General features: G+C 45.8%; 23 protein-coding genes. All 23 read right to left on the bottom strand.

The features are described from left to right. Positions 1-53: 53 nt before the first annotated feature. The 23 genes from truB to E4665_RS01105 all read right to left on the bottom strand — a co-directional run bounded on the left by truB (position 54) and on the right by E4665_RS01105 (position 23177). A complete protein-coding gene (gene truB, locus E4665_RS01215; protein WP_135346970.1) occupies positions 54-968 on the bottom strand; it encodes a tRNA pseudouridine(55) synthase TruB in 915 nt (304 codons plus the stop codon). 66 nt (positions 969-1034) lie between these two features. After that, positions 1035-1385 carry a 30S ribosome-binding factor RbfA gene (gene rbfA, locus E4665_RS01210; RefSeq protein WP_135346969.1) on the bottom strand — a complete coding sequence of 117 codons (351 nt, stop codon included), beginning with the start codon at positions 1383-1385 and terminating at the stop codon, positions 1035-1037. A 15-nt stretch (positions 1386-1400) separates the two neighbouring features. After that, positions 1401-1682, bottom strand: coding sequence for a DUF503 domain-containing protein (locus tag E4665_RS01205; RefSeq protein ID WP_135346968.1), 282 nt, complete (start codon positions 1680-1682; stop codon positions 1401-1403). Then, positions 1679-4006: a translation initiation factor IF-2 gene (gene infB / locus E4665_RS01200; protein ID WP_135346967.1), complete on the bottom strand. Its 2328-nt coding sequence runs from the start codon at positions 4004-4006 to the stop codon at positions 1679-1681. Before infB ends, E4665_RS01205 begins: the two co-directional genes overlap by 4 nt. A 4-nt stretch (positions 4007-4010) precedes the next feature. After that, complete coding sequence (locus tag E4665_RS01195) at positions 4011-4334, bottom strand: YlxQ family RNA-binding protein (RefSeq protein WP_135346966.1); 324 nt, start codon at positions 4332-4334, stop codon at positions 4011-4013. After that, a complete protein-coding gene (rnpM, locus tag E4665_RS01190; protein ID WP_135346965.1) occupies positions 4318-4608 on the bottom strand; it encodes an RNase P modulator RnpM in 291 nt (96 codons plus the stop codon). Before rnpM ends, E4665_RS01195 begins: the two co-directional genes overlap by 17 nt. A 14-nt stretch (positions 4609-4622) precedes the next feature. Then, complete coding sequence (nusA, locus tag E4665_RS01185; protein WP_135346964.1) at positions 4623-5771, bottom strand: transcription termination factor NusA; 1149 nt, start codon at positions 5769-5771, stop codon at positions 4623-4625. Between the two features lie 35 nt (positions 5772-5806). Next, on the bottom strand, positions 5807-6277 hold the full coding sequence (rimP, locus tag E4665_RS01180; RefSeq protein WP_135346963.1) for a ribosome maturation factor RimP: 471 nt from the start codon (positions 6275-6277) through the stop codon (positions 5807-5809). 196 nt (positions 6278-6473) lie between these two features. Continuing rightward, positions 6474-10772, bottom strand: a complete 4299-nt coding sequence (locus tag E4665_RS01175) for a PolC-type DNA polymerase III (RefSeq protein WP_135346962.1) — start codon at positions 10770-10772, stop codon at positions 6474-6476. Positions 10773-11026: 254 nt separating this feature from the next. Further along, positions 11027-12679: a proline--tRNA ligase gene (locus tag E4665_RS01170; RefSeq protein ID WP_135346961.1), complete on the bottom strand. Its 1653-nt coding sequence runs from the start codon at positions 12677-12679 to the stop codon at positions 11027-11029. A gap of 41 nt (positions 12680-12720) precedes the next feature. Then, positions 12721-13986 (bottom strand): RIP metalloprotease RseP, encoded by a 1266-nt coding sequence (rseP, locus tag E4665_RS01165; RefSeq protein WP_135346960.1) that lies wholly within the window; start codon positions 13984-13986, stop codon positions 12721-12723. Positions 13987-14012: 26 nt separating this feature from the next. Then, entirely contained in the window at positions 14013-15161 is a 1149-nt protein-coding gene (gene dxr / locus E4665_RS01160; RefSeq protein ID WP_135346959.1) for a 1-deoxy-D-xylulose-5-phosphate reductoisomerase, read from the bottom strand. 16 nt (positions 15162-15177) lie between these two features. Continuing rightward, a complete protein-coding gene (locus E4665_RS01155; RefSeq protein ID WP_135346958.1) occupies positions 15178-15972 on the bottom strand; it encodes a phosphatidate cytidylyltransferase in 795 nt (264 codons plus the stop codon). After that, positions 15969-16760: an isoprenyl transferase gene (locus E4665_RS01150; protein ID WP_135346957.1), complete on the bottom strand. Its 792-nt coding sequence runs from the start codon at positions 16758-16760 to the stop codon at positions 15969-15971. The genes E4665_RS01155 and E4665_RS01150 overlap by 4 nt, the downstream gene beginning before the upstream one ends. Positions 16761-16848: 88 nt before the next feature. Then, on the bottom strand, positions 16849-17409 hold the full coding sequence (gene frr, locus E4665_RS01145; protein ID WP_135346956.1) for a ribosome recycling factor: 561 nt from the start codon (positions 17407-17409) through the stop codon (positions 16849-16851). Between the two features lie 2 nt (positions 17410-17411). Further along, positions 17412-18137, bottom strand: coding sequence for a UMP kinase (gene pyrH, locus E4665_RS01140; RefSeq protein WP_135346955.1), 726 nt, complete (start codon positions 18135-18137; stop codon positions 17412-17414). Between the two features lie 146 nt (positions 18138-18283). Beyond that, positions 18284-19165 (bottom strand): translation elongation factor Ts, encoded by an 882-nt coding sequence (gene tsf, locus E4665_RS01135; protein WP_135346954.1) that lies wholly within the window; start codon positions 19163-19165, stop codon positions 18284-18286. A gap of 91 nt (positions 19166-19256) precedes the next feature. After that, positions 19257-20015 (bottom strand): 30S ribosomal protein S2, encoded by a 759-nt coding sequence (gene rpsB, locus E4665_RS01130; protein WP_135346953.1) that lies wholly within the window; start codon positions 20013-20015, stop codon positions 19257-19259. A gap of 154 nt (positions 20016-20169) precedes the next feature. Then, entirely contained in the window at positions 20170-20742 is a 573-nt protein-coding gene (locus E4665_RS01125; protein ID WP_135346952.1) for a hypothetical protein, read from the bottom strand. A 68-nt stretch (positions 20743-20810) separates the two neighbouring features. Beyond that, a complete protein-coding gene (locus E4665_RS01120) occupies positions 20811-21575 on the bottom strand; it encodes a FliA/WhiG family RNA polymerase sigma factor (protein WP_135346951.1) in 765 nt (254 codons plus the stop codon). A 30-nt stretch (positions 21576-21605) separates the two neighbouring features. Next, positions 21606-22088, bottom strand: coding sequence for a chemotaxis protein CheD (locus E4665_RS01115; protein WP_135346950.1), 483 nt, complete (start codon positions 22086-22088; stop codon positions 21606-21608). After that, positions 22085-22699 (bottom strand): chemotaxis protein CheC, encoded by a 615-nt coding sequence (locus E4665_RS01110; protein WP_135346949.1) that lies wholly within the window; start codon positions 22697-22699, stop codon positions 22085-22087. The genes E4665_RS01115 and E4665_RS01110 overlap by 4 nt, the downstream gene beginning before the upstream one ends. 4 nt (positions 22700-22703) lie before the next feature. Continuing rightward, entirely contained in the window at positions 22704-23177 is a 474-nt protein-coding gene (locus E4665_RS01105; protein WP_135346948.1) for a chemotaxis protein CheW, read from the bottom strand. Between the last annotated feature and the right edge of the window lie 11 nt (positions 23178-23188).

Raw genomic sequence — 23188 nt, 5'->3', positions numbered from 1 at the left:
CGTGCACCTTCTAATCCTGTAAACTGATAATCTGCCAAGATTATTTCGTCCGGTCATTCAGGGCCATTAGCCAAAACCTTCTTTGGCTTTACATACCCGCTTTTTTCCGGATGCTGTTCATAAATCGCCAGGCAGCAGCCTTTCTGGTTAAACACAGCGAATGTCCGGCCCTGAAGTTTTTTTGGCGAGGGAAGAACCGCCCCATGGACAATCTTAACGGCTATATGATCATCAACTGTCCAGCTTTCCATCAGATTCAAGCCGGATTCAAGCGGTTCAAGACAGTCTGAAAACTGACCGACCGCCTGTTTATTTTCGATTTCTTCAAATGTCAGGCAGTTATCGATGGCAAACGAACCTGCCTTGATTCGTGTGAGTGACTCCAAATGTGCGGGATACCCGAGTTTTCGGCCAATGTCAACAGCGAGCGTCCGGACGTACGTCCCCTTGCTGCAGGAAACAATGAAAGGCAAAAGCGTTTCAAACATTGGGCTAGCACTATCTAACTTTAACTCGTAAATTCTGACCTTACGGACAGGCTGTTTTACCTGTATCCCTTCCCTCGCATATTCGTAAAGCTTCCTTCCATTTACCTTAACCGCTGAATACATGGGAACCGTCTGCTCAATTTCCCCTTTAAATGTTTCGAAGACAGCTTCCACTTCTTCTCGACCAATAGCCGCCGAAACTTCCTTGCTTTCTATCGTCTCGCCTCCGGCATCTTCTGTGGTTGTTGAGGTGCCGAGACATACCGTCCCCTTATACTCTTTTCCATAGTCCAGAAGATACTGGGCGATCTTTGTCGCCTTTCCGAAACATAGAACGAGAACACCGTCTACTTCGGGATCCAGGGTACCGGTATGTCCGATTTTGCGAAATCCCAATAACTTCCGCAGCCTTGCGATGCAGTCATGGGAAGTCATGCCCCGAGGCTTATAAAGCGGCAAAAGTCCATCATATTCAGCCATCTTAAGACATCCTTTTGACTTAATTCATTTTTGCACTTACGGGATGGTGCACATAACTGTGCACCATCACTTATCTCTTTGGTGGAGATCATTGATCAGGCTGTCAATGTGGCTTCCGTATTCTATGGACTGATCAAATTTAAACTGAATTTCCGGTGTCTTTCTGAGACGGATTCGTTTTCCTATCTCACTCCGAATAAAGCCCTTCGCCTTAACCAGACCCTCAAGCGTCGCGGCTTTCTTCTCATCATCACCAAAGACGCTGACATAAACCGTGGCCTCCTGAAGATCACCGGTTACGTCGACTCCGGTTACTGTAACAAACCCGACACGTGGATCCTTGAGCCGATGTTCAATAATGTCGCTCATTTCTTTTTTCATCTGCTCGGCGACGCGATGCACCCTTAAATTGGCCATGGGGTCACCCTCCTTTTAAAACCATTCATATGTTGTTGTTGTTCGTTCGATATCCGGGCAACCGTCTATAAGTGCAAGCGCGCGATTCAGCTCACGCTCCACACTCACACGGGATGTTCCGACAGACACAAATGCAAGCGTTGTCCGTTGCCATGTATCCTGAAAATCCGTCTCACTTGCGGCAAGATTATGATTGTTAATTGCTTTCCTAAGAATGCTCAGAATAACCGAACGCTTGTCTTTAAGCGACGCTGCGGAATACAGGATGCATTCACATTGCAGCAGTCCCGCGATCACTTAGGCTGAACCTCTTCCATCACATAGGCCTCCATCGTGTCGCCTTCTTTGATATCATTGAAATTTTCCAGAGTCACACCGCATTCGAACCCTGCCTTCACTTCTTTGGCATCATCTTTAAAACGTTTAAGCGTGTCGACATGGCCTTCATAGATGACCACACCATCGCGTACCAAGCGGATTCCTGCGTCTCTGGAAATGAGGCCGTCGGTAACATAGCACCCAGCTATTGTGCCGATTCTGGACACTTTGAAGGTTGTACGGACATCCAGCTGACCGATCACTTTTTCCTTATACTCAGGATCAAGCATACCTTTCATCGCAGCTTCCATTTCATCGATGGCATCATAAATGACACGGTAAAGCCTTATATCGACTTTTTCCTGGTCAGCGACATCTTTTGCATGATTATCAGGACGCACATTAAATCCGATGATGATCGCGTTGGAAGCCGAAGCAAGAATAATATCCGATTCACTAATCCCGCCGACTCCCGCGTGAATAATATTAATTTTTACTCCATCGACATCAATTTTTTTGAGCGAACCGGAAAGTGCTTCGACTGATCCCTGAACATCGGCTTTAATAACGACATTAATCTCTTTCATTTCACCTTCTTTGATCTTTTCGAAAAGATCATCCAGGCTGACTTTGCTCGTTGTTTCTTTCCGTTCAGTGATCAGAGCTCTTTCAGCCCGTGTTTCACCAATCTGGCGCGCCTTTTTTTCATCCTCAAAGACCATGAACTGATCTCCGGCCTGCGGAACATTATTTAATCCGGTAATTTCAACAGGCGTTGACGGCGTCGCTTTTTTGACACGACGACCGAGGTCGTTCACCATGGCGCGGACACGTCCGAACGTGTTTCCAACAACGATAGCGTCCCCAATTCTCAAAGCACCATTCTGAACAAGCAGGGTTGCAACAGGCCCTTTCCCCTTATCCAGCTCCGCTTCAATCACCGCCCCGCGGGCAGGTTTCTCCGGATTTGCTTTATATTCATTAACCTCTGCTACAAGCAGAATCATTTCAAGAAGATCATCAATTCCAATCCCTTTTTTCGCCGAGATTTTGACGAAAATAGTATCGCCGCCCCAGTCTTCCGGAACAAGTCCTTGCTCGGATAGTTCCTGCATCACATGGTCAGGGTTGGCATTCGGCTTGTCAATTTTATTTACCGCAACAATGATCGGCACCTTAGCAGCCCTGGCGTGGTGAATCGCTTCGACCGTCTGAGGCATCACTCCGTCATCTGCTGCGACCACCAATACCGTGATATCCGTAATTTCCGCTCCACGCGCTCGCATGGTTGTAAAAGCGGCGTGACCCGGAGTGTCCAGGAATGTGATCTTCTTGCCCTCATGAACCACCTGGTAGGCACCGATATGCTGAGTAATACCTCCCGCTTCACCTGCAGTAACCTTCGTATGCCGGATTGAGTCCAGCAAAGTGGTCTTCCCATGATCGACATGACCCATAATAGTGACAACCGGTGGGCGGAGAACTGCAGTTTTTTCATCAATTTCCAGCCCTTCATCTTCAAAGCTGGCCTCATCGACAATGACCTCTTCCTCAACTCTTACTCCATAATCACCGGCAAGAAGCTCAATGGTATCTTTATCCAGATCCTGATTCTTCGTCGCCATGACTCCGAGAACCATCAGTTTTTTAATGATATCCGTAGAAGGACGGCCCAGTTTCTCCGCAAATTGTCCGACAGTCAGAGAACCTGAAATGGTAATTTTCTCAGGAAGTTTGATCTCCATCTTCTCTCTGCTGGAAGCGGAAAAGTTTCCTCTTCTTCTGCCCTGATTGTTTCCGCGGCGTCCTTTGCGGCGTCCTCCGTTTGGGTTGTTACCGAATTCGCTGCGGTCATTTGATCCTGAAGGTTTGTTTCCCCAGTTTCCAGACTTTGAATTGCCATTTTTGTTTCTTACATTGTTATTACCAGAATTGCTTCTTACATTGTTATTGCCAGAATTGTTTCTCGAATTTTCCCCGACACTATTATTCGCAGTCTTTCCTTTAAAAGCATTTCCGTTCCGGTCTCTCTTTTCCAACGTCTGATGAGTCACTTTTTTTTCTTTAGTTTTTGTCTGGTTCACAGTACCCTCTGTATTCTTTTTTTTCGGTTCCGCCTTTGCCTGCTGGCCGGCACTGACCGTTTTTTTATTCAGTTTGCGGTTCAACTGGTTAATGGCATTATCTTCAATAACCGACATATGGCTTTTAATCGTAAAGCCAATGTTTTCCAGTATATCAATAACTTCCTTACTTGTTACATGATGCTCTTTGGCATACTCATAAATACGCATCTTGCTCATATATTCACCCCCGTATTGATGGTCCAAGCCGTTCGATCAGTCCTCCCGCAAATCCGGCATCTGTGACTGCCGCCAGCACGCGTGCCGGCTGGCCAATAGCCTGGCCGAGCTGAACCCTGTCCGGAACCTGCAAAAGAGGAACCTGATAATAGCTGCACTTGTTTCCCACAGTTTTTTTTGTACGGGCAGATGCATCCAGCGAAATAATAACGGCCTTGGCTTTTTGATCTCGTATCATCCGAAGAACTGTGTCTTCACCAGAAACTACTTTCCCCGCCCGCCGCGCAAGCCCGAGAAGAGGCACCCAATTCTTATTCTTCTGCGGCATCGGCAGGATGTTCCCCCAAATAAGAAATCATATCTTCAAATACCTGATCGGGAACCGTAACGCCCAGATTCCGTGAAAGCATATTTTTGTCCTTTGCTTTCAAAACACAGCTCTTTTTTTTGGAAATATAGAACCCGCGGCCGTTTTTCTTTCCAGTCAGATCAAGAAACACATCGCCCTCCGGAGAACGGACGACGCGGAACAGGTCACGCTTTTCAGTCGATTCCTGGCAGACAATGCACTTTCGCATCGGTATTTTCCGCTTTTTTGGCAATGTCACGGTCCTCCTCAGCTTTCATCTGAATCTGAAGCAGCCGGAACATCTGCACTGCTTGTTTCATCCAGCGCGTCCTGAGTGACTTCTGATTCGTCAATAGAGACATCTTCATCAAAAAGTCCGGCCTCTTCTGCTTCCGATTCGCTTTTTATATCAATTTTCCACCCTGTCAGTTTTGCTGCAAGGCGCGCATTCTGACCTTTTTTACCGATAGCGAGGGATAACTGATAGTCTGGAACAATCACCGTCGTGGCCTTTTCGGCCTCATGAACGATCACTTTAACGACTTTTGAAGGACTAAGCGCATTGGCAACATAAGTCACAGGATCCTCGGACCAATTCACGATATCGATTTTCTCGCCTTTAAGTTCATTCACGATCGTCTGGACACGTGAACCTTTCTGACCGACACAGGCACCGACCGCGTCCACTGCAGGATCCTCAGCATAAACCGCAAGTTTGGAACGATCGCCCGCTTCTCGGGAAATAGACTTAATTTCAACTGTACCATCATAAATTTCAGGAACTTCTAGTTCAAAGAGCCGTTTTAGGAGACCCGGATGTGTTCTTGATACAGTAATCATAGGTCCCTTTTTCGCATCTTCAACTTTTGTGATATAAACTTTTATTCTGTCATGAGGCCGATAGGTTTCATTAGGCATCTGCTCCGACTGAGGGAGAAGTGCCTCCACACGTCCGAGATCGACATAAATAAAACGATGATCAAGCCTCTGAACAATACCAGTCATGATATCATCCTCACGATCGGTGAATTCAGAAAAAATCACATTGCGTTCCGCCTCACGAACCCTCTGAGTGACAACCTGCTTGGCTGTCTGGGCAGCTATTCTGCCGAAATTCCGGGGAGTGACCTCAATCTCAACGGTGTCGCCAATCTGATAATGAGGATTCAGGGCTTTCGCACCTTCCAGAGAAATTTGCGTATTATTATTTTCTACGGATTCAACAACTTCTTTTCTTGCATAAACCTTAATTTGCCCGAGGCCTTCATTAATATCTACCCTGACATTCTGAGCCTGCTCGAAATTGCGCTTATAAGCGGAGATCAAAGCTGCTTCCAGAGCATCAAGCAGAACTTCCTTGCTGATTCCCTTATCTTTCTCCAACGCCGTCATGGCTTCCACTAAATCACTGCTCATTTTTTTCTCCCCTTTGTATAACGGTGATGCAAAGCCTAAAAGATGATCGCGAGCCTGCCACTTGCTATCTTTTCGAAGGTTAGCGTGACATGTTCTTCTCTGGTCTTGTTCTTAATTGCCAAAACTATATTGTCACGACTTACCTTTTCAAGTTTTCCTTCAAAAATTTTCGATCCATTGATGGGTTCATACGTGGTTAAATGTACATCTTTCCCCACAGATTTAACGAAATCATCATATTTCTTCAGTGGACGTTCTGCTCCTGCAGAGGAAACTTCAAGAAAATAAGCTTCCTTGATCGGATCCTTTTCATCCAGTGCTTCACTTAATTTTTCGCTGACAATTGCGCAGGTATCCAGGTCGACACCCTGCGGTGAATCAATGAAGACACGGAGAAAGTGATTTTTTCCCTCTTTAACGAATTCGATGTCCACGAGTTCAAGATTTAGCTCGCTCAGAATCGGGGAAATCAATTCATCTGTAATCTTCGCGATCGCGCTTGCCATGTCCAGCCTCCTTTTGAAAACGAAAGAGTGGGAAATTCCCACTCTTTGCAGACGAACTATTTCCAGTATTTCCATAAACACTATATCATACACGGCTATCCAAGGCAAGAACAGCCATTTCCCACTGTTTCAGTAATGAATTTAATGCAAATAAGAGAAAAAGATTCGCTCTTGTTGAACCGAAAACAGGTGGTTTTTAAAAAAGCGAGAGCTGGTTCGCGTCAGGCATTCCTTCAAGGCACCCCTGGTTTTCAAGGTATTCCAGAACAGTTTTCGAGATCTTCGCCCTTTTCTGAAGATCCTCTTTTGAGAGGAATTCCCCCTCATCCCGCGCCTGTGCAATGGCTTTGGCAGCATTGGTTCCTATGCCGGGAATGGCATTGAAAGGTGGAATCAGTGTCTTGCCGTCAACCAAGAATCTTGTGGCATCTGATCTGTAAAGATCCACTGACTGGAAACTGAATCCTCTTTCGCACATTTCAAGTGCGACCTCCAGCACTGTCAGGAGGCTTTTCTCTTTCGGAAGCGCATCATTTCCCTTCTGATCGATTTCATCCATCTTGTCTTTAATTCTCTGCGAACCCTGTTTCATTACATCGACATCAAAATCGTCTGCGCGGACCGAAAAGTAGGTCGCATAAAACAGGATCGGATAGTGGACCTTAAAATAGGCGATACGGAATGCCATCAGAACATACGCAGTGGCGTGAGCCTTTGGGAACATGTACTTGATTTTGAGACAGGACTGCATATACCAGTCCGGAACATTATTCTCTTTCATTTCGGCTATCCACTCATCGTTAAGGCCTTTGCCCTTTCGAACAGATTCCATAATTTTGAAGGCATGGGATGGTTCAAGCCCCTGGTGCATCAGATCAATCATTATATCGTCGCGGCATGAAATCACGTCTTTGAGCACACAGGTTCCGTCATCGATCAGAATCTGCGCGTTCCCCAACCAGACGTCCGTCCCGTGAGACAGGCCCGATATCTGCACAAGTTCGGCAAACGTCGTCGGTTTCGTATCTTCGAGCATCTGGCGAACGAACCGTGTGCCGAATTCAGGAATACCCAGCGCCCCGGTTTTGCTGCTGATCTGTTCCGGTTTCACACCGAGCGATTCGGTTGAACTAAAAATCTTCATAACCTCTTTATCATCAGTCGGGATTGTTTTAGGATCAATCCCGCTCAGGTCCTGCAACATACGGATCACGGTCGGATCGTCGTGTCCGAGAATATCGAGTTTCAGGATATTGTCGTGAATGGAATGAAAGTCAAAATGGGTTGTACGCCATTCCGCCGTTTTATCGTCCGCGGGGTACTGAATTGGCGTAAAATCATAAATCTCCATATCACGGGGAACAACAACGATGCCGCCTGGGTGCTGCCCTGTTGTCCGCTTGGCACCGGTGCATCCGGCAGCGAGACGGTCACGCTCTGCGCCCCGAAAATGGCTGCCTGTATCTTCCTCGTAGCCTTTCACATAACCGTAAGCTGTTTTATCTGCGATGGTGCCTATCGTGCCCGCGCGGTAGACTTTGTCTTCTCCGAACAGCACTTTTGTATAGTTATGCGCGACCGGCTGGTAATCGCCCGAAAAATTAAGGTCAATATCAGGGACCTTATCTCCTTTGAATCCGAGAAAAGTTTCAAAAGGAATATCGTGACCGTCTTTTTTCATCGCTGTGCCGCATTCCGGGCATTCTTTATCCGGCAGGTCAAAACCGCAGGCAACTGAACCATCGGTAAAAAACTCAACGTGATGACATTTCGGGCACAGATAATGTGGAGGAAGCGGATTGACTTCTGTAATTTCCAGCATCGTAGCGACGAGTGAAGATCCAACAGAACCTCGGGAACCAACCAGATAGCCATCAGACAATGATTTTTTTACAAGTTTATGGGCAATCAAATAGATGACCGAGAATCCGTTCCCGATAATACTCTTCAGTTCCTTTTGCAGTCTTTTTTCCATTATTTCAGGTAGCTGATCACCGTAAAGAAAATGAGCGCGCGCATATGTTTTTTCTTTGACCTCTTCCTCTGCCCCGTCAATTGTCGGTGTGTAAAGTTTGTCTTTAACGGGCAGCACGTCTTCGATGGAGTCGGCAATTCTGTTCGGATTGGTTACAACGACTTCCTTAGCCTTGTCCTCTCCCAAGAAACTCATGCATTCGATCATTTCGTCCGTTGTTCTGAAATGCACAGAGGGTAATGTCTGTCTGTTGAGCGGGTTTCCCGCCTGCGAAGAAATCAGGATTTTCCTGTAGATCCGGTCATGTTCATCCAAATAATGGACATCCCCGGTTGCGACAACAGGCTTACCCATTTTTTCACCTAAACGGACCAGTTTCATCATGACATCTTTAAGTGCCAATTCATCACGAAGAATCCCTTTTTCTACAAGATGCATATAGTTCGACGGAGGCTGAATTTCGATATAATCATAGAATTCCGCTACTTTCTCAGCCTGTTCCGACGACTTCTCCATCATCGTCTCGAATAGTTCCCCCTTGTCGCAGCCTGATCCGACAATCAGCCCTTCACGGTACTTGTTCAGTATCGAACGGGGAATTCTTGGTACCCGGAAAAAGTATTTCACGTGAGCGAGTGAAACTAATTTATAGAGATTTTTCAGGCCGGTCTGGTTCTTCACAAGGAGAATGATATGTGACGGACGAATGCGATCCATGTTTCCCTTGCCAAGATTATCGTTCAGTTGATCGTGGTAACTCATACCCTTCTCTGCCGCATCCTTCAGCATTTTCCAGGCAAGATACCCTGTCGCCTCTGTATCGTAAATCGCCCGGTGATGGTGAGTCAACTCGATATTAAATGCCTTACAGAGCGTATCGAGTTTATGATTCTTGAACTCAGGGTATAGAAAACGTCCGAGTTCCAGTGTGTCAATGACTGGATTTGACGCCTTATCAAATCCCAGTTTTTTATATCCGGTATTCAGAAAGCCCATATCAAAGGTCGCGTTATGAGCGACAAGAATTGCGTCTCCGGCAAAATCTCTGAATGCCGAGATCACCTCTCCGGCATCGGGAGCATCCGCCAACATCTCATCGGTAATGCTTGTCAGTTCAATAATTTTCTTTGGAAGGGGATGATGTGGATTCGCAAAAAGATCGAATTTATCCAAGACTTCCCCGTCTTTTATTTTGACCGCCGCAAGTTCAATAATCGTATCATATACTGCTGAAAGCCCGGTCGTTTCCACATCAAATACGACATAGGTGTCATCCGCGAGTAGCCGATGATCCAGATTGTAGGCAATCGGGACGCCGTCATCAATCATATTGGCTTCAATGCCGTACAGCACTTTCACGCCGAATTTCTGTCCAGCGGAAAAGGCTTCCGGATATGACTGGACGACTCCGTGATCAGTAATTGCGATCGCCCGATGTCCCCATTCTTTCGCTCTTTTAACAAGCGCCGTCGCCGTGACTACCGCGTCCATCTGGCTCATCACCGTGTGTGTATGAAGTTCCACACGTTTTTCGCCCTCAGGTGCATTATCCTTCTTTTTGGCAGGCTGAACCTCTTCTATATCGTTTGCGATCATAACCAGATCCCGGGCAAAACTGTCGTTCTGCACCCCCCCACGCACTTTAACCCATATACCCTTGTTTAAGTTCTGGAACTTGGCAGCGTCCTCTTTATCACGCGAGAAGACTTTGATCATGAGAGAGTCAGTGTAATCTGTAATTTTAAATAGAAGCAGCGTTCTCCCGCTTCTCAGTTCCCGAATTTCACTATCAAAGATGTATCCTTGAATAGTTATTCGGCGTTCTTCATCCTGGATCGTTTCAATCGGTACGGGATCATCATGAATATCATAGCCTATTTTAAAAGGACCGCTCGGCACCTCTGCTTCTTCTTTGCTTTTTTCATGTTCAAGCATTGCCTGCAGAACTTTCTGATGATCTTCTTCCTCTTTCTGTCTGACAAATGAGTCATAAGCTTTTGTTTTATCGTCCTGATTGATTTTAACTTCGAGCGATAGAGGCGGAAAACCAAATCTCCGAAACTGTTCATTTAAAGAATGCGGTAGTTTCCGCTTCATTAATCCTGCTTCTGTTTCATTTGTCGCTGAGAGGAAAAACTGCTTACCTTCAGCATATGGATTCTGATCGGACAAACAGGTTTTCATCGCCGGAAATTCTTCGGCAAGCCTGCTTCTCACTTCGGACCAATATTCTGCTATTCTATCTACAAAACCTTCTTCTGACCGGGTATGTATTGAAAAGCTCAGACTGGACACGACTGGTTGAAAATGTTTGCTCAGCCTGTTCTCTAACCATTCATAGACTTGTGACGGAAGAACTTGGTCGATAAGAAAATCAAAATGCCAGCGCTTTTCTGAGCGGAACACAGTCAGTTTTTCGATTTCACCATTCTGAAAAAATTTGGACAGCCATTCCTCCGGAGCTTCCACCTGTTGCATCAAAATTGACCATTTTGCCGATTTTGTCTGCGACTCTGTCATTTGCGGCATCTCCCCTCATTTTTTTCTAATAGGCTTTTAAACTTGTCTGTTGTTTTTTGCTTCAGGCGATCGGTGAACCTCCTCGCACGGCACCCTCTCTGTGAGGCCAGGAGGTTCGCTGATCCCGCAGAAGTCTCGTGCCCTCCGCTCCAATCAACGGAGGGGCAAAATCAACATTAAACATACATAACCTTATAAAAAGAAAAGGGATGCAAAATTGCTCCCCATGTTAAAACAAAATCTGCCATCCTTAATTAATTCAATTCGGCCATCAAATCTGTAACCACTTGACTAAGCGTTTCTACCGCAACTTCTTTTCTGCCTTCCGCCTGTTCTTTTCTCGCTCCCACTTCGACGATTGACTCTGGGGCTTTCTTTCCAACGACAACCTGTACAGGACAGCCGATCAGTTCACTGTCGGCAAATTTGACCCCCGGTCGTTCCCTGCGGTCATCCCACAATACTTCAAAGCCCAGATCGGAAAGATCAGAGTAAAGCTTCTCAGAGAGCGTGAGCTGCTCATCATTTTTCGGGTTAACAGTTATGAGATGAATATCAAACGGTGCAAGAGATTTCGGCCAGATCAGCCCTTTTTCATCATGATACTGCTCGCAGATCGCAGAAAGAGTCCTTGAAACTCCAATTCCATAGCAGCCCATAATCAATGGCTTGGTCTTTCCTTCTTCATCCAGAAACAGGGCGCCCATTGTTTCTGAATATTTCGTTCCGAGTTTAAATACCTGCCCGACCTCAATACCCTTCGCAAATTTTATTGTTCCGTTTCCATCAGGTGAAGGATCTCCTTCTTTTACAAAACGCAGATCAGCAAATTGACTGATATGAAGGTCACGTTCAGGATCGATGTTTATGTAAGTCAGATCCTCAGCAGTGTTATAGAATACACCATCCTTTTGTCCCTTCAGTCCCTGATCCGCAAAAATAAGGATCTTGTCATCCGGATGCAGTGCGTCAAGCAGGCTTTCCCTTTCAAGCGGTTCGACAAGGTCAGTTCCCAAAAGATTTTTAACCTTGACATCATTTACCTCATCCACTGCTTTTAAGAAGACAAGCACGGTATCGGTCCGGGTTTTAAACCAGCAGGCTGTGATCAATCGATCATCAGATTCGGCCACCTTACCGGACTTCTTCTCAAGCGGAAGAGTTTCACTCGAAGCAAGCGTCTCCCTTGAGATTACCGGTGCCATCTCAAGATTAGCGGCAAAGTCAGATTGGTCCGAATAGGCGATCGTGTCTTCTCCTATTTCAGCAAGTGCCTGGAATTCATGGGTGTCCTTGCCACCCATGGCTCCTGAGTCTGCTAGCACCGCCCGGAATTTCAGGCCGCACCTTTCGAAAACGTTTTTATACGCGTTAAACATCTTCCAGTACGCATCATCGAGACTTTCTTCTGTCGCGTGGAAAGTGTACGCATCTTTCATGATAAACTCTCTCCCGCGAAGCAATCCGAAGCGCGGCCTTTTTTCATCCCTGTATTTGGTTTGAATCTGATAAACACTCATTGGAAGCTTTTTATAAGTATTAAGTGTGTCCCGTACCAGGCTGGTCACAAGTTCTTCGCCTGTCGCTCCCATCGCAAAAAATCGTCCGTGGCGGTCTTTAAGACGCATCAGTTCCGGACCGTAGACATCCCAACGACCGGATTCATGCCAGAGTTCCGCCGGCTGCATCGCAGGCATCAGGAGTTCCTGTGAACCAATGCGATCCATCTCTTCCCGGATAATCGTCTCAATTTTTTTTATGACTTTATAGCCGAGGGGCAGGTAAGAGTAAATTCCGGCAGCATTCTGCCTGATGAACCCTCCCCGCAGAAGAAGCTGATGGCTGGCCGATTCTGCATCAGCTGGTACTTCCTTCAGAGTCGGAATTAACATTTGACTTTGTCTCATCTATAGCACCTCAAATTATCAGTTCAATGTTTAACAATCTTCTAACGCATAAATATATTCTGCAGATCATTCCAAGTCACAAGCAGCATGAGCAGCATAAGGAAAGCGAAGCCGATAAAATGAACAAGCGCCTCTTTCTGAGGTTCAATAGGTTTCCCCCGGAGGGCCTCAATAATCAGAAACAGCAGGCGGCCGCCATCAAGAGCGGGCAGCGGGAGCAGATTAATGACCGCGAGATTGACACTGAGAAATGCGGTCCAGTTCAGAACAAGTACCAGCCCTTGCTGAACGACTTCTCCAGTCATCTGATACATGCGTGCTGGACCGGCAAGATCGTTTAGATTAAATCCTCCAGTGACCATCGTTTTAAGCCCGTTCAGCTCCATAGTAATCCAGTAAGCCGTTTGTTTCACGCCAGCACTAAATGAGGCAGGAATAGAGTGTACGGTTGGACTGTACGCGCCGATCAGCCCTTCTTTTGTACCTTTTTTTTCACCATTTCGCTGACCTGAAGTAAGGGAGACATGACTGACTTGTCCGTTCCGTTCAATGGTGAAAGTCATTTTCTCTTTCGGACGTTTCTGAACATAACTGACAATATCATTCCAGCTTCCGATTCTCTGCTCATTAATCCGCAGTATTTTATCATTTACCAGGAGTCCCGCCTTCTGTGCTGGATATCCTTTGATCAGTTCCCCAAGTCTCGGGGCGTCCGTTGGTACACCCTGAATACTGTAAAAGATAATGAACACCACTACCGCGAGCACCAGATTCATGAACGGGCCCGCAAAAATGGTGAGGAATCTTTTAAGAAGAGACTTTGAGGAAAACTGCCTGTCTAGCGGCGCGATCTGAAAATCCTGATTATCGGATACATAGGTCGCCTTTCTGTCAATATTATAGCGAACGAGCGGGCCGTTCTCTTCTTCATAGCCTGATATATAGAGCTCTTTTTCAATATCACAATGTTCAACGGTAAAAAATCTGGACTGGGGATATTTTTCAAGATGATCGGCAACCAGGCGGCCAACCTTTCCATCCCGGTTGAAAAATAGTCCAATCTGCTGTCCCGGTTTGATTTCAACTATTTCAGGATCTTCGCCTGCCATCCGCACGTAACCGCCAATGGGCAGAAGGCGCAGAGTATAAACTGTTTCGCCTTTTTTGATCGAAAATATTTTCGGACCGAAACCGATCGCGTATTCACGGCATAAAATACCGCTTTTCTTGGCAACAATCAGATGACCAAGCTCGTGAATCGAAACAAGCAACCCGAAAATGATAACGACGACGATTAATGTTTCCACAATCGTTCACCTCTGCACTCTTTTTTTTAATTAATAAGAGACTTTACAAAACGGCGTGTCTGCGCATCTGTCTCTTCTATAGCTTCAAGATCCGGAGAAGGGATCAGCACATGATGGTCCAGAGCATTTTTCACCAGCGGTTCAATATCGAGAAATTTAATTCTTCCATCCAGGAATAAGTCAACGGCCGATTCATTTGCTGCGTTAAGGACGGTTGGCATAGAGCCTCCGGCATTTCCTGCTTCATAGGCCAGCCTAACAGCCGGATATCTGCTCGTGTCCACTTTTTGGAAATGGAGCGTTCCTATTTCCCATAAGTTTAACCTTTTTGTTTGCTTTAGTTCAAGTCTTGAGGGATAAGAAAGAGCGTATTGAATCGGAACAAGCATACTGGGCATGCCCAATTGTGCAATCATGCTATGATCATGATATTCAACAAGGGAGTGGACAATACTCTCTCTGTGTATTACAATGTCGATCCGTTCGTAAGGCACATCAAAAAGCCAGTGCGCCTCAATCACTTCCAGCCCCTTATTCATCATCGTCGATGTATCAACTGTTAGTTTCGCGCCCATGGACCAATTTGGATGCTTTACTGCATCGGCTACAGTGACATTCTCAAGCTCATTACGGGTCAGATCTCTGAAAACGCCACCCGATGCTGTGAGAATTAAGCGCGACAGCGCTTTCCTGTCCTGTCCCTGCAATGACTGAAAAATAGCTGAATGCTCGCTGTCGATCGGAAGAACAGACACATCGTATTTTTTTGCCTGTTTCATGACAAGGTGACCCGCAGTGACCAGCGTTTCTTTATTTGCGATCCCTATTATTTTCCGTGATTCAATGGCAGCCAGTGTTGGCTCCAAGCCAATGCTGCCTAGAACGGCATTGACCAGCATATCGCTATCTGGAAAAGCAGCGGCTTCGATCATACCTTCAATTCCATACACAACTTTTACGTTGCCTGGAAGCATTGGCCTGATCCGTTCGGCTGTCTGCCGGTTTTTTACAGCAATTAGCTTGGGGGAGAATTCTTTTATAAGTGGTAGTGCCATCTGTATATTTTCACCAAAAGAAAAGGCAGAAACGGAAAATTCATCAGGATGTTCCCGAATGACTGACAACGTCTGAGTACCGACTGAGCCTGTCGCCCCCAGTAAGCTGATACGTTTCAAAGCAATCCCTCCATAATCAGCTGATAATTCCTAACAAGTATAGAACAGGGAGAATAAATATTAGGCTGTCAAACCGGTCAAGAAAACCGCCATGTCCCGGCAGGACAGTACCAGAATCTTTAACATTGAAAAAGCGTTTGATCGCTGATTCAGCCAGATCACCGACCTGACCTAGAAGTGAGACGACGATCGCAACAGTCCACTGTATTTCCCAGGATGTAAATATCGGTTTACGGAAAATCGCCTGAAAAATAAAAGCAATTGCCAATGCTGCAATTACTCCGCCAACGGAGCCTTCAATTGTTTTTTTGGGACTGATGTGCGGGGCCAGCTTGTGACTGCCAAACCGCCGCCCGGCAAAATATGCTCCGCTGTCCGTTGCCCACATAGTTATTTGAACAAAAAGCGCCATAAAAAGGCCTTCAAGGCGCAGCTGGACGAGCAAATAAAACGGAAGCCCTATGTAAACTACAGAGAAGAAAATAAAAGAAGCTTGTTCCGCGTGAAATCGATTTTTTGAAAAAACCAGAGATCCCAGCAAGATCAGAACCAGCAGGATCAATAATTTAATATATAAATCGCTGAACATATGCCCTCCCATAAAAGTTGCCGAGAGAACTGTGGCAGCCACAGCGGAAGCACCGGCAAGAACTCCCGGTGAAAATAATCTGATCCTTTTCATATCAGTCAATTCCAAATATGAAACAACAGCGATTGATGCGATAAATATAGAAAATGGAATGGAGCCGACAAACAAAAAAGCGAGATACAGGGCTCCGGCAATGAATCCCGTTATGATTCGCTGTCTCACTTGTCTCCGTTCCCTTCTCCCTTTATTCCTCCGTATCGTCGTTGCCGGGTTGAAAATTCGTAGATAGCTGCACTAAGATCCTCTTCGCTGAAATCCGGCCAGTAGACTTTCGTGAAATAGAGCTCAGTATAAGCCATCTGCCAAAGCATGAAGTTACTCAGACGAATTTCTCCGCCAGTGCGAATTAACAAATCAGGATTCGGAAGCGAAGGACTGATCATTCGATCTGAAAATGTCTTCTCGTTTATGTTTTCAGGCTCAAGGCTCTGATCCAAAACATCCTGAACGATTGATCGGACAGCACCAACAATTTCGGCATGGCTTCCGTAATTCAGCGCAAAATTGAGTATCAGCCCGGTGTTTTCTCTTGTTTTTTCAATAGCCGTATTCACAGCACTTATCGTGTGGGCGGGGATGGGACTCATATCTCCCATAACCCGGACCTGAACATTATTGGCAATCAATTCAGCAAGATAAAAGTTTAGAAACTGTTCGGGAAGCTTCATCAAAAAATCCACTTCCGCTTTAGGACGTTTCCAATTTTCTGTTGAAAAAGCGTAAAGTGTTAATACTTTGACGCCCATATGCTGAGCCGCATAAGTAATTTTCTTAATCGTCTTCAGAGCTTCACGATGCCCGGCTATTCTTGGCAGGCCTCTCCGCTGGGCCCAGCGCCCATTGCCGTCCATAATAATAGCGACATGCTCCGGTATTCTGTCGGCATTGTTTAAGGCCTGCACTTTTTTTTCGGATTTTCCATTTTTAAAAAAGGAAAATTTATCAAGCATCTTCCGTCCCCCAATTGCTCCCGCTGAGATCGCTCCTCCTGAACTTTCCTGTCTGGAAGCCTTCAGAAGGCACAATTTCTGTCATCGATTAAATATCCATCATTTCCTTTTCCTTCTCAGATGTTATTTGATCGACTCGTTTTATTGTTTCATTTGTCAATTTTTGAATGTCGTCTTCCGCTTCGCGTACATCATCTTTTGTCAGTTCATTGCTTTTTTCGAGCTTTTTAATCTGATCGTTTGCTTCGCGCCGTTCATTTCGAACAGCGACCTTTGCTTCCTCGGCAAATTTCCGCACCACTTTTACGAGTTCAGCCCGTCTTTCCTCTGTCAGCGGAGGAATGGCAATACGGATGACTGTTCCATCATTCGTCGGTGTAATACCAAGATCCGATTTGAGAATCCCGCGTTCGATATTTGCCATGGCCGTACGGTCATAAGGCTGAATAAGAAGCAACCTGGGTTCAGGTGCCGTGATCGAAGCGATTTGTTTCAGCGGGGTTTCTGTTCCGTAATATTCGACTGTGACTTTATTCAGAATTGATGGATTAGCGCGTCCAGCACGAATCGTAACCAGTTCTCGCCGGAAGGCTTTTATCGTTTTTTCCATCCGTTCTTGTGCTTCTTTTAGCACTTCACTCTGTCCCATGTTTATCTCCCCTTCACGACGGTGCCAATATCTTCACCAAGTACCGCGCGTCTAATGTTTCCTTCAACAGATAGTGAAAAAACAATCAATGGAATGTCGTTATCCATGCTTAATGAGGAAGCTGTCGAATCCATGACCTGCAATCCTTCGTTCAGAACGCGCAAATATGATATTTCTTTATATTTTTTCGCACTCTTGTCAACTTTTGGATCCGCCGAGTAAACGCCGTCGACATTATTTTTTGCCATTAATATAACATCAGCTTCAATTTCAGCTGCTCGCAGCGCCGCAGTTGTATCCGTAGAGAAATAGGGATTTCCTGTCCCGGCAGCAAAAATAACCACACGCCCCTTTTCAAGGTGGCGAATTGCGCGCCTGCGGATGTAAGGTTCAGCAACTTGCCGCATTTCAATTGAAGTCTGAACTCTTGTTTCTACTCCCAGACCTTCGAGACTGTCCTGAAGTGCAAGCGCATTAAGCACAGTTGCCAACATACCCATGTAGTCTGCCTGGGCACGATCCATTCCCATCTCACTGCCGATCCTTCCCCGCCAAATGTTCCCGGCACCTACGACGATGGCCACTTCGACCTTAAGATCGACAACTTCTTTTACCTGCTGTGTGATCGAACGGATAACTTTCGGATTTATGCCAAATCCGTTTGCCCCGGCAAGAGCCTCTCCGCTCAGCTTAAGAATCACACGCTTATATTTTGCTTTGTCCGGCATCTTCCATCTGCCCCTCTCGAATTTGTCCGTTTTTAAAAAATGGGACACGCGATCCGTGCCCCATTGTGTTTATCCAATATCTCGCAGAGGTGCTGAGATTATGCAGCAGCTGAAGCGCTGCTTTTCAGCACAATTACAGGCGCAAATCATTGCTTCATTTGAGCTTTGACTTCGTCAGCAAAATTTTCTGTTTTCTTTTCAATACCTTCTCCGACTTCATAGCGAACAAATTCGTCTACTTCCGCATTCTTGCTCTTCAAAAATTCGCTAACTGTGAGGTCCCCATCCTTAACAAACGGCTGGTCAACGAGACAAATTTCTTTAAAGAATTTCTTTAACCGTCCGACGACCATTTTTTCGACGATATTCGCCGGTTTGCCCTCTCCGAGCGCTTCCTTCGATAATACTTCTTTCTCATGCGCAACTACATCCGCAGGAATATCCTCTTCCTTCAGGTAGCGCGGTTTGATTGCGGCAACATGCATGGCTACATCTTTTGCCGTGTCAGCATCTCCGCCCTTAAGTTTAACAAGAGCTGCAATACGTCCGCCCATATGCAGGTAGGCGCCGAAAACCTCGCCCTCGCTCTTATGAAGAACGGTGAAACGACGTAAAGAAATTTTTTCACCGATCTTGGCGATCGCTGCAGTGATATGTTCTGAGATCGTTTCGCCTGAGGCAAGAGATTGGCTCAAAGCAGTTTCAACATCAGAAGGCTCTTCTTTAAGAAGATGATCTGCAAGAGTATTGAGCAATTCTTTAAACTCGGCATTTTGGGCCACAAAATCCGTCTCCGAATTGACCTCCAGGGCAACTGCTTTGTCGCCGACAACTTTGACTTCGGCAAGACCTTCAGCAGCAATTCTTCCTGATTTTTTTGCAGCTTTGGCAACACCCTTCTCACGAAGCACATCAATAGCTTTCTTAATATCTCCATCTGTTTCGGTAAGTGCGCGTTTGCAGTCCATGATTCCCGCACCAGTTAAATCACGAAGTTCTTTTACCAGTTTTGCACTAATTTCAGCCACGTAATAGCCTCCCTACATTTATCCTTATTTTTTCGTGAAAAGAGTGATAAAGGGCAGACCCCTTTATCACCCTGTCAAATCAGTCAATCTCTTATTCAGCTTTTACAGGTTCTTCAGTTTTTTCTTCAGCAGGCTGTTCTGCAACAGCAGCCGCTTCATCATTTTCTTCGCCCTGATTTGCTTCCAGAATTGCATCAGCCATTTTGCCAGTGAGAAGTTTCACAGCGCGAATTGCATCGTCATTACCCGGAATAACAACATCAATTTCATCAGGGTCACAATTTGTATCAACGATCGCAATGATCGGAATATTCAACTTATGTGCTTCAGCAATTGCGATCCTTTCCTTGCGCGGATCAATAACGAACAGAGCCTGTGGAAGACTCTCCATATTTTTGATACCGCCCAGGAACTTTTCAAGGCGTGCCCATTCTTTCTTAAGGCCAACAACCTCTTTTTTAGGGAGCACATCAAAAGTGCCGTCTTCCTGCATCTTTTCAATCTCATTGAGTCGCTTGATTCTAGTGCGAATCGTTTCAAAATTCGTCAGAGTACCGCCCAGCCAGCGCTGGTTCACATAATACTGGCCAGAGCGTTCAGCTTCGGACTTCACGGAATCCTGAGCCTGCTTCTTTGTGCCGACGAATAAAATTTTTCCACCGTCGGCAGCAATATCCCTGACAAACTGATAAGCTTCTTCAACCTTTTTAACGGTTTTCTGAAGATCAATAATATAAATACCGTTTCTTTCTGTAAAGATAAACGGTTTCATCTTTGGATTCCAGCGGCGTGTCTGATGACCGAAATGCACACCGGATTCCAGCAACTGTTTCATTGAAATAACTGCCATGCTTAAATTCCTCCTATTGGTTTTAATTCCTCCGCCAGCCTCTTCTCTGGACACAACTGAATCAGATCCAGCACCCATGTCCAAATCAACCGGCGTGTGTGATTGACACCAAGTGATAATATATCACAAATGGGTCACCTTGACAAGATTAAGCTTAACCTTTGCCCTGAAATTTAAGGAGGAGTTCGACCTCTCCTCTTCCACGGTTGAGCTCTTTCGCAATTTCAGTTATAGTATTCCCTCTATTCTTCAGTTTCAAAGCCTGAAGATAAAGTGATTCTTCTACCTTGTCACTCACTTCATCGACAGGCGGCATCCATTCATTTTTCTCTCTACCTGCCGTCGGTACCTTTTTCTCGACAGCTGATTCCTGCAGCGCACTTTCATTTTTTAGTACCTGGCTGAACGGGGTTGACTGGTCATGATCCTGTTCTTCAACTTGTGGATTAATGTCCGTTTTTTTTGCACGCGACGGACGCCCTCTTTTTGTAGTGCTTTTCTGCCGGGAAGACGGTTCGGTTTTCAGTGATTCATTCAAAGTTGAAATAAGACGGTCATTTTCCGCACGGGCGTCTTCCAGATATGCGGCAAATATATCCTCAATTTCTTGAGTCAACTGTTTCGAATTGGTCTGCTGGAGCAGCCGAATTCGCTGGTATAGTTGGAGAATCAGGTAAAAAGCTAGGATAATGAGCAAAAAATTGAATGTGATCCAGAGAGCTGCCAAACAGGCCACCGCCTTGTTCTTTTTGGATTTGGAGTATTGAAAAATAAACCGGGAGACAAAATACAGATTTATTCATACGCAATTTTTGAAAGATATTGTCTCAGCTTTAAAAGTGCTTTAGAGTGAAGCTGAGAAATACGCGAAGTTGAAAGTTCAAGAACCTGGCCAATTTCGGTCAATGTCAGTCCTTCGTAATAAAATAATGAAACCACCAGCCGCTCTTTCTCACTGAGTTTATCAATTTGCTCTGCAAGTATCCGGTGGTTTTCCATCTCTATAAGATGCTGATCAGGAAGAATGGCATCAGGATCTTCAATGGAAGCCGCCGGATAATCACTCTTGCCCCCGGTTGTCCCATCGTCAAGCGAAAGGAGATTGGCAATCAACCCTTCAGAAACAACCTGGGATACTTCGTCGACTGTCATCTCACATTTTTTTGCTATTTCCTCGATTGATGCGGAACGTTTTTCTTCCTGTTCAATCTGGTTTACCGCCTTCTCAATCCGTTTGCTTTTTTCCCTCACAGATCTTGGCATCCAGTCCTCTTTGCGTAATCCGTCCAGTATTGCTCCTCTAATGCGGAAAGAAGCATATGTATCAAACTTTAGATCGCGACGCCTGTCAAATTTTTCAAGCGCATCATAGAGTCCAATAAGGCCGTAGCTCTGAAGCTCACTTCGGTCAACATTTCGGGGCAGGCCTGCGCTGATTCGCTGAACATGATACTGTACAAGAGGCATATACAGCTGAAGAAGAAAATCCGCTGCATCTTTATCTCTGCCCTCATTCCAGCGGTTCCAGTTTTCCAGTTCCAACTCATCAGGTTTTGCCATTTTCTCTCCCCCTTTTTTTAAAATTCCAGGCTATATTTTCCGCTCGCCGCTAAAAATGGTGCGGATCATCAGCAGTCCGGTCTCAGGATTAAATTCCACCGTCCGTCCGTAATCTTCGCCAGTCTCTTCAGCTATTAGTGGAATCCGGTAATGCTGAAGCTGTACCCGAACGGCTTCTGTGTTGCGCAATCCAATACTCCCCATTGGCAGTACTCTTGAAGACCTGAACATCTCAGCGCCGCCCGCCATTTTGGCTTTTAATGCACGTATGGAAAATCCATGAATGTCCGTCATCAATCTGACTAATTCAGGGACAGCCGTGTCGGCATATTTTCCTGGCTGAAGCACACCGGCCCGTGCAAGAGAAGAATCCGGGAGCATCACATGAGCCATTGCTGCACATTTGCCGGCCTCACTGTAAATAATAACCCCCACACAGGAGCCCAATCCCATGGTTCTTAGCTTCTCAGGACTTTCAGCATATTTTATTTCAGAGAGCCCGACCTGAATCACATAGATGACTTCCCTTCAGCCATGCTGAACAGTAAATCCAGGGATTCAGGCAGTGGGATAAACAGAAATTCGCCAGTGAACCTATTCTTCTCATCCTGATCAAAAAGTTCAGCTTCGATCAACAGGATCGAATCATCATAAAGCGAAAGTTCCACCAGACCTTCCCCAAGAATAGCACCCTCCATATCAACTGCGTAATTTGGAGGGGACTGGTTCAATTGTGTGTGGAAAAAGCTGGATATCGCTGATAAATATGATCCGCATAGAATGTTACTGATTTCACAGAATGCGGATTTTCCCATATCATTGTCAAAGACAGAACCATCCGGGACAAGCTGACGAATCAACTTGTTTGCCAGATTAACCTCAAACATCATGAAAAAGCAGCCTCGAAACCCCCCGCTCACCTCAATATAGGAAGTGGCAACATGTTTTTCAGCATCTCTGTCCAGCACTTCCGGGAGAGGAACTACTTTTAACGAAGGAATATTCATCTCAATCCTTTTCTGCAGCAGTGTCGACAAGGCAGTTGCTGCGTGCCCGGCGCCTATGTTTCCCGCTTCCTTAAGCAAATCAAGATGAATGGACTGCAAATCGGATAATCTGTGCATCCACTCACTCCTCAATCAATTTGAGATTATCAAGATCCTGATCGCTGAGCACACGATCCAGATTCAGTAAAATCATCAGGCTCTCTTTTCCCAGTTTGGCAACACCGTTTATATATCCCGCGTCGAGCCCCCCAATAATCTCCGGGGTTTTTTCTATGCTGTCAACATTGATATCTGTCACTTCTTTGGCCGTATCCACGAGCATTCCGACCTGCAGATCATCTGTCTCGACAACGATAACACGAGTATCTTTCGTTGCAGCGACGGGAGCAAGCCCGAACCGCTTCCGAACGTCAATTACAGGTATGATCAGTCCCCTCAGGTTCATCACACCCTCAACAAAATGAGCGGCGTTGGGTACTCGGGTGATCGGTTCCAGATGTTCTATTGAAAGGACCTGATCAATAGGTACACCGTATACTTCATTGCCCAGATTAAACATAATCACTTTGATTGATTCTTGTTCCGTATTTTCCATCTCGCTTTCCT

It is taken from the genome of Sporolactobacillus shoreae, assembly GCF_004684935.1.
Classification (GTDB): Bacteria; Bacillota; Bacilli; order Bacillales; family Sporolactobacillaceae; genus Sporolactobacillus; species Sporolactobacillus shoreae.
The sequence above is the reverse complement of the archived record's forward strand: the minus strand, read 5'-3'. Positions and strand labels throughout refer to the sequence as shown.

What these genes read in the sequence shown, in the direction of transcription:
- truB (WP_135346970.1), bottom strand. Translation starts at nt 968, where the DNA reads ATGGCTGAATATGATGGACTTTTGCCGCTTTATAAGCCTCGGGGCATG.
- frr (WP_135346956.1), bottom strand. Translation starts at nt 17,409, where the DNA reads ATGGGACAGAGTGAAGTGCTAAAAGAAGCACAAGAACGGATGGAAAAA.
- rbfA (WP_135346969.1), bottom strand. Translation starts at nt 1,385, where the DNA reads ATGGCCAATTTAAGGGTGCATCGCGTCGCCGAGCAGATGAAAAAAGAA.
- pyrH (WP_135346955.1), bottom strand. Translation starts at nt 18,137, where the DNA reads ATGCCGGACAAAGCAAAATATAAGCGTGTGATTCTTAAGCTGAGCGGA.
- E4665_RS01175 (WP_135346962.1), bottom strand. Translation starts at nt 10,772, where the DNA reads ATGACAGAGTCGCAGACAAAATCGGCAAAATGGTCAATTTTGATGCAA.
- E4665_RS01120 (WP_135346951.1), bottom strand. Translation starts at nt 21,575, where the DNA reads ATGGCAAAACCTGATGAGTTGGAACTGGAAAACTGGAACCGCTGGAAT.
- E4665_RS01110 (WP_135346949.1), bottom strand. Translation starts at nt 22,699, where the DNA reads ATGCACAGATTATCCGATTTGCAGTCCATTCATCTTGATTTGCTTAAG.
- infB (WP_135346967.1), bottom strand. Translation starts at nt 4,006, where the DNA reads ATGAGCAAGATGCGTATTTATGAGTATGCCAAAGAGCATCATGTAACA.
- nusA (WP_135346964.1), bottom strand. Translation starts at nt 5,771, where the DNA reads ATGAGCAGTGATTTAGTGGAAGCCATGACGGCGTTGGAGAAAGATAAG.
- E4665_RS01195 (WP_135346966.1), bottom strand. Translation starts at nt 4,334, where the DNA reads ATGCCGCAGAAGAATAAGAATTGGGTGCCTCTTCTCGGGCTTGCGCGG.
- E4665_RS01170 (WP_135346961.1), bottom strand. Translation starts at nt 12,679, where the DNA reads ATGAGACAAAGTCAAATGTTAATTCCGACTCTGAAGGAAGTACCAGCT.
- rpsB (WP_135346953.1), bottom strand. Translation starts at nt 20,015, where the DNA reads ATGGCAGTTATTTCAATGAAACAGTTGCTGGAATCCGGTGTGCATTTC.
- E4665_RS01105 (WP_135346948.1), bottom strand. Translation starts at nt 23,177, where the DNA reads ATGGAAAATACGGAACAAGAATCAATCAAAGTGATTATGTTTAATCTG.
- rimP (WP_135346963.1), bottom strand. Translation starts at nt 6,277, where the DNA reads ATGGCAAGCGCGATCGCGAAGATTACAGATGAATTGATTTCCCCGATT.
- E4665_RS01150 (WP_135346957.1), bottom strand. Translation starts at nt 16,760, where the DNA reads ATGCTTGATAAATTTTCCTTTTTTAAAAATGGAAAATCCGAAAAAAAA.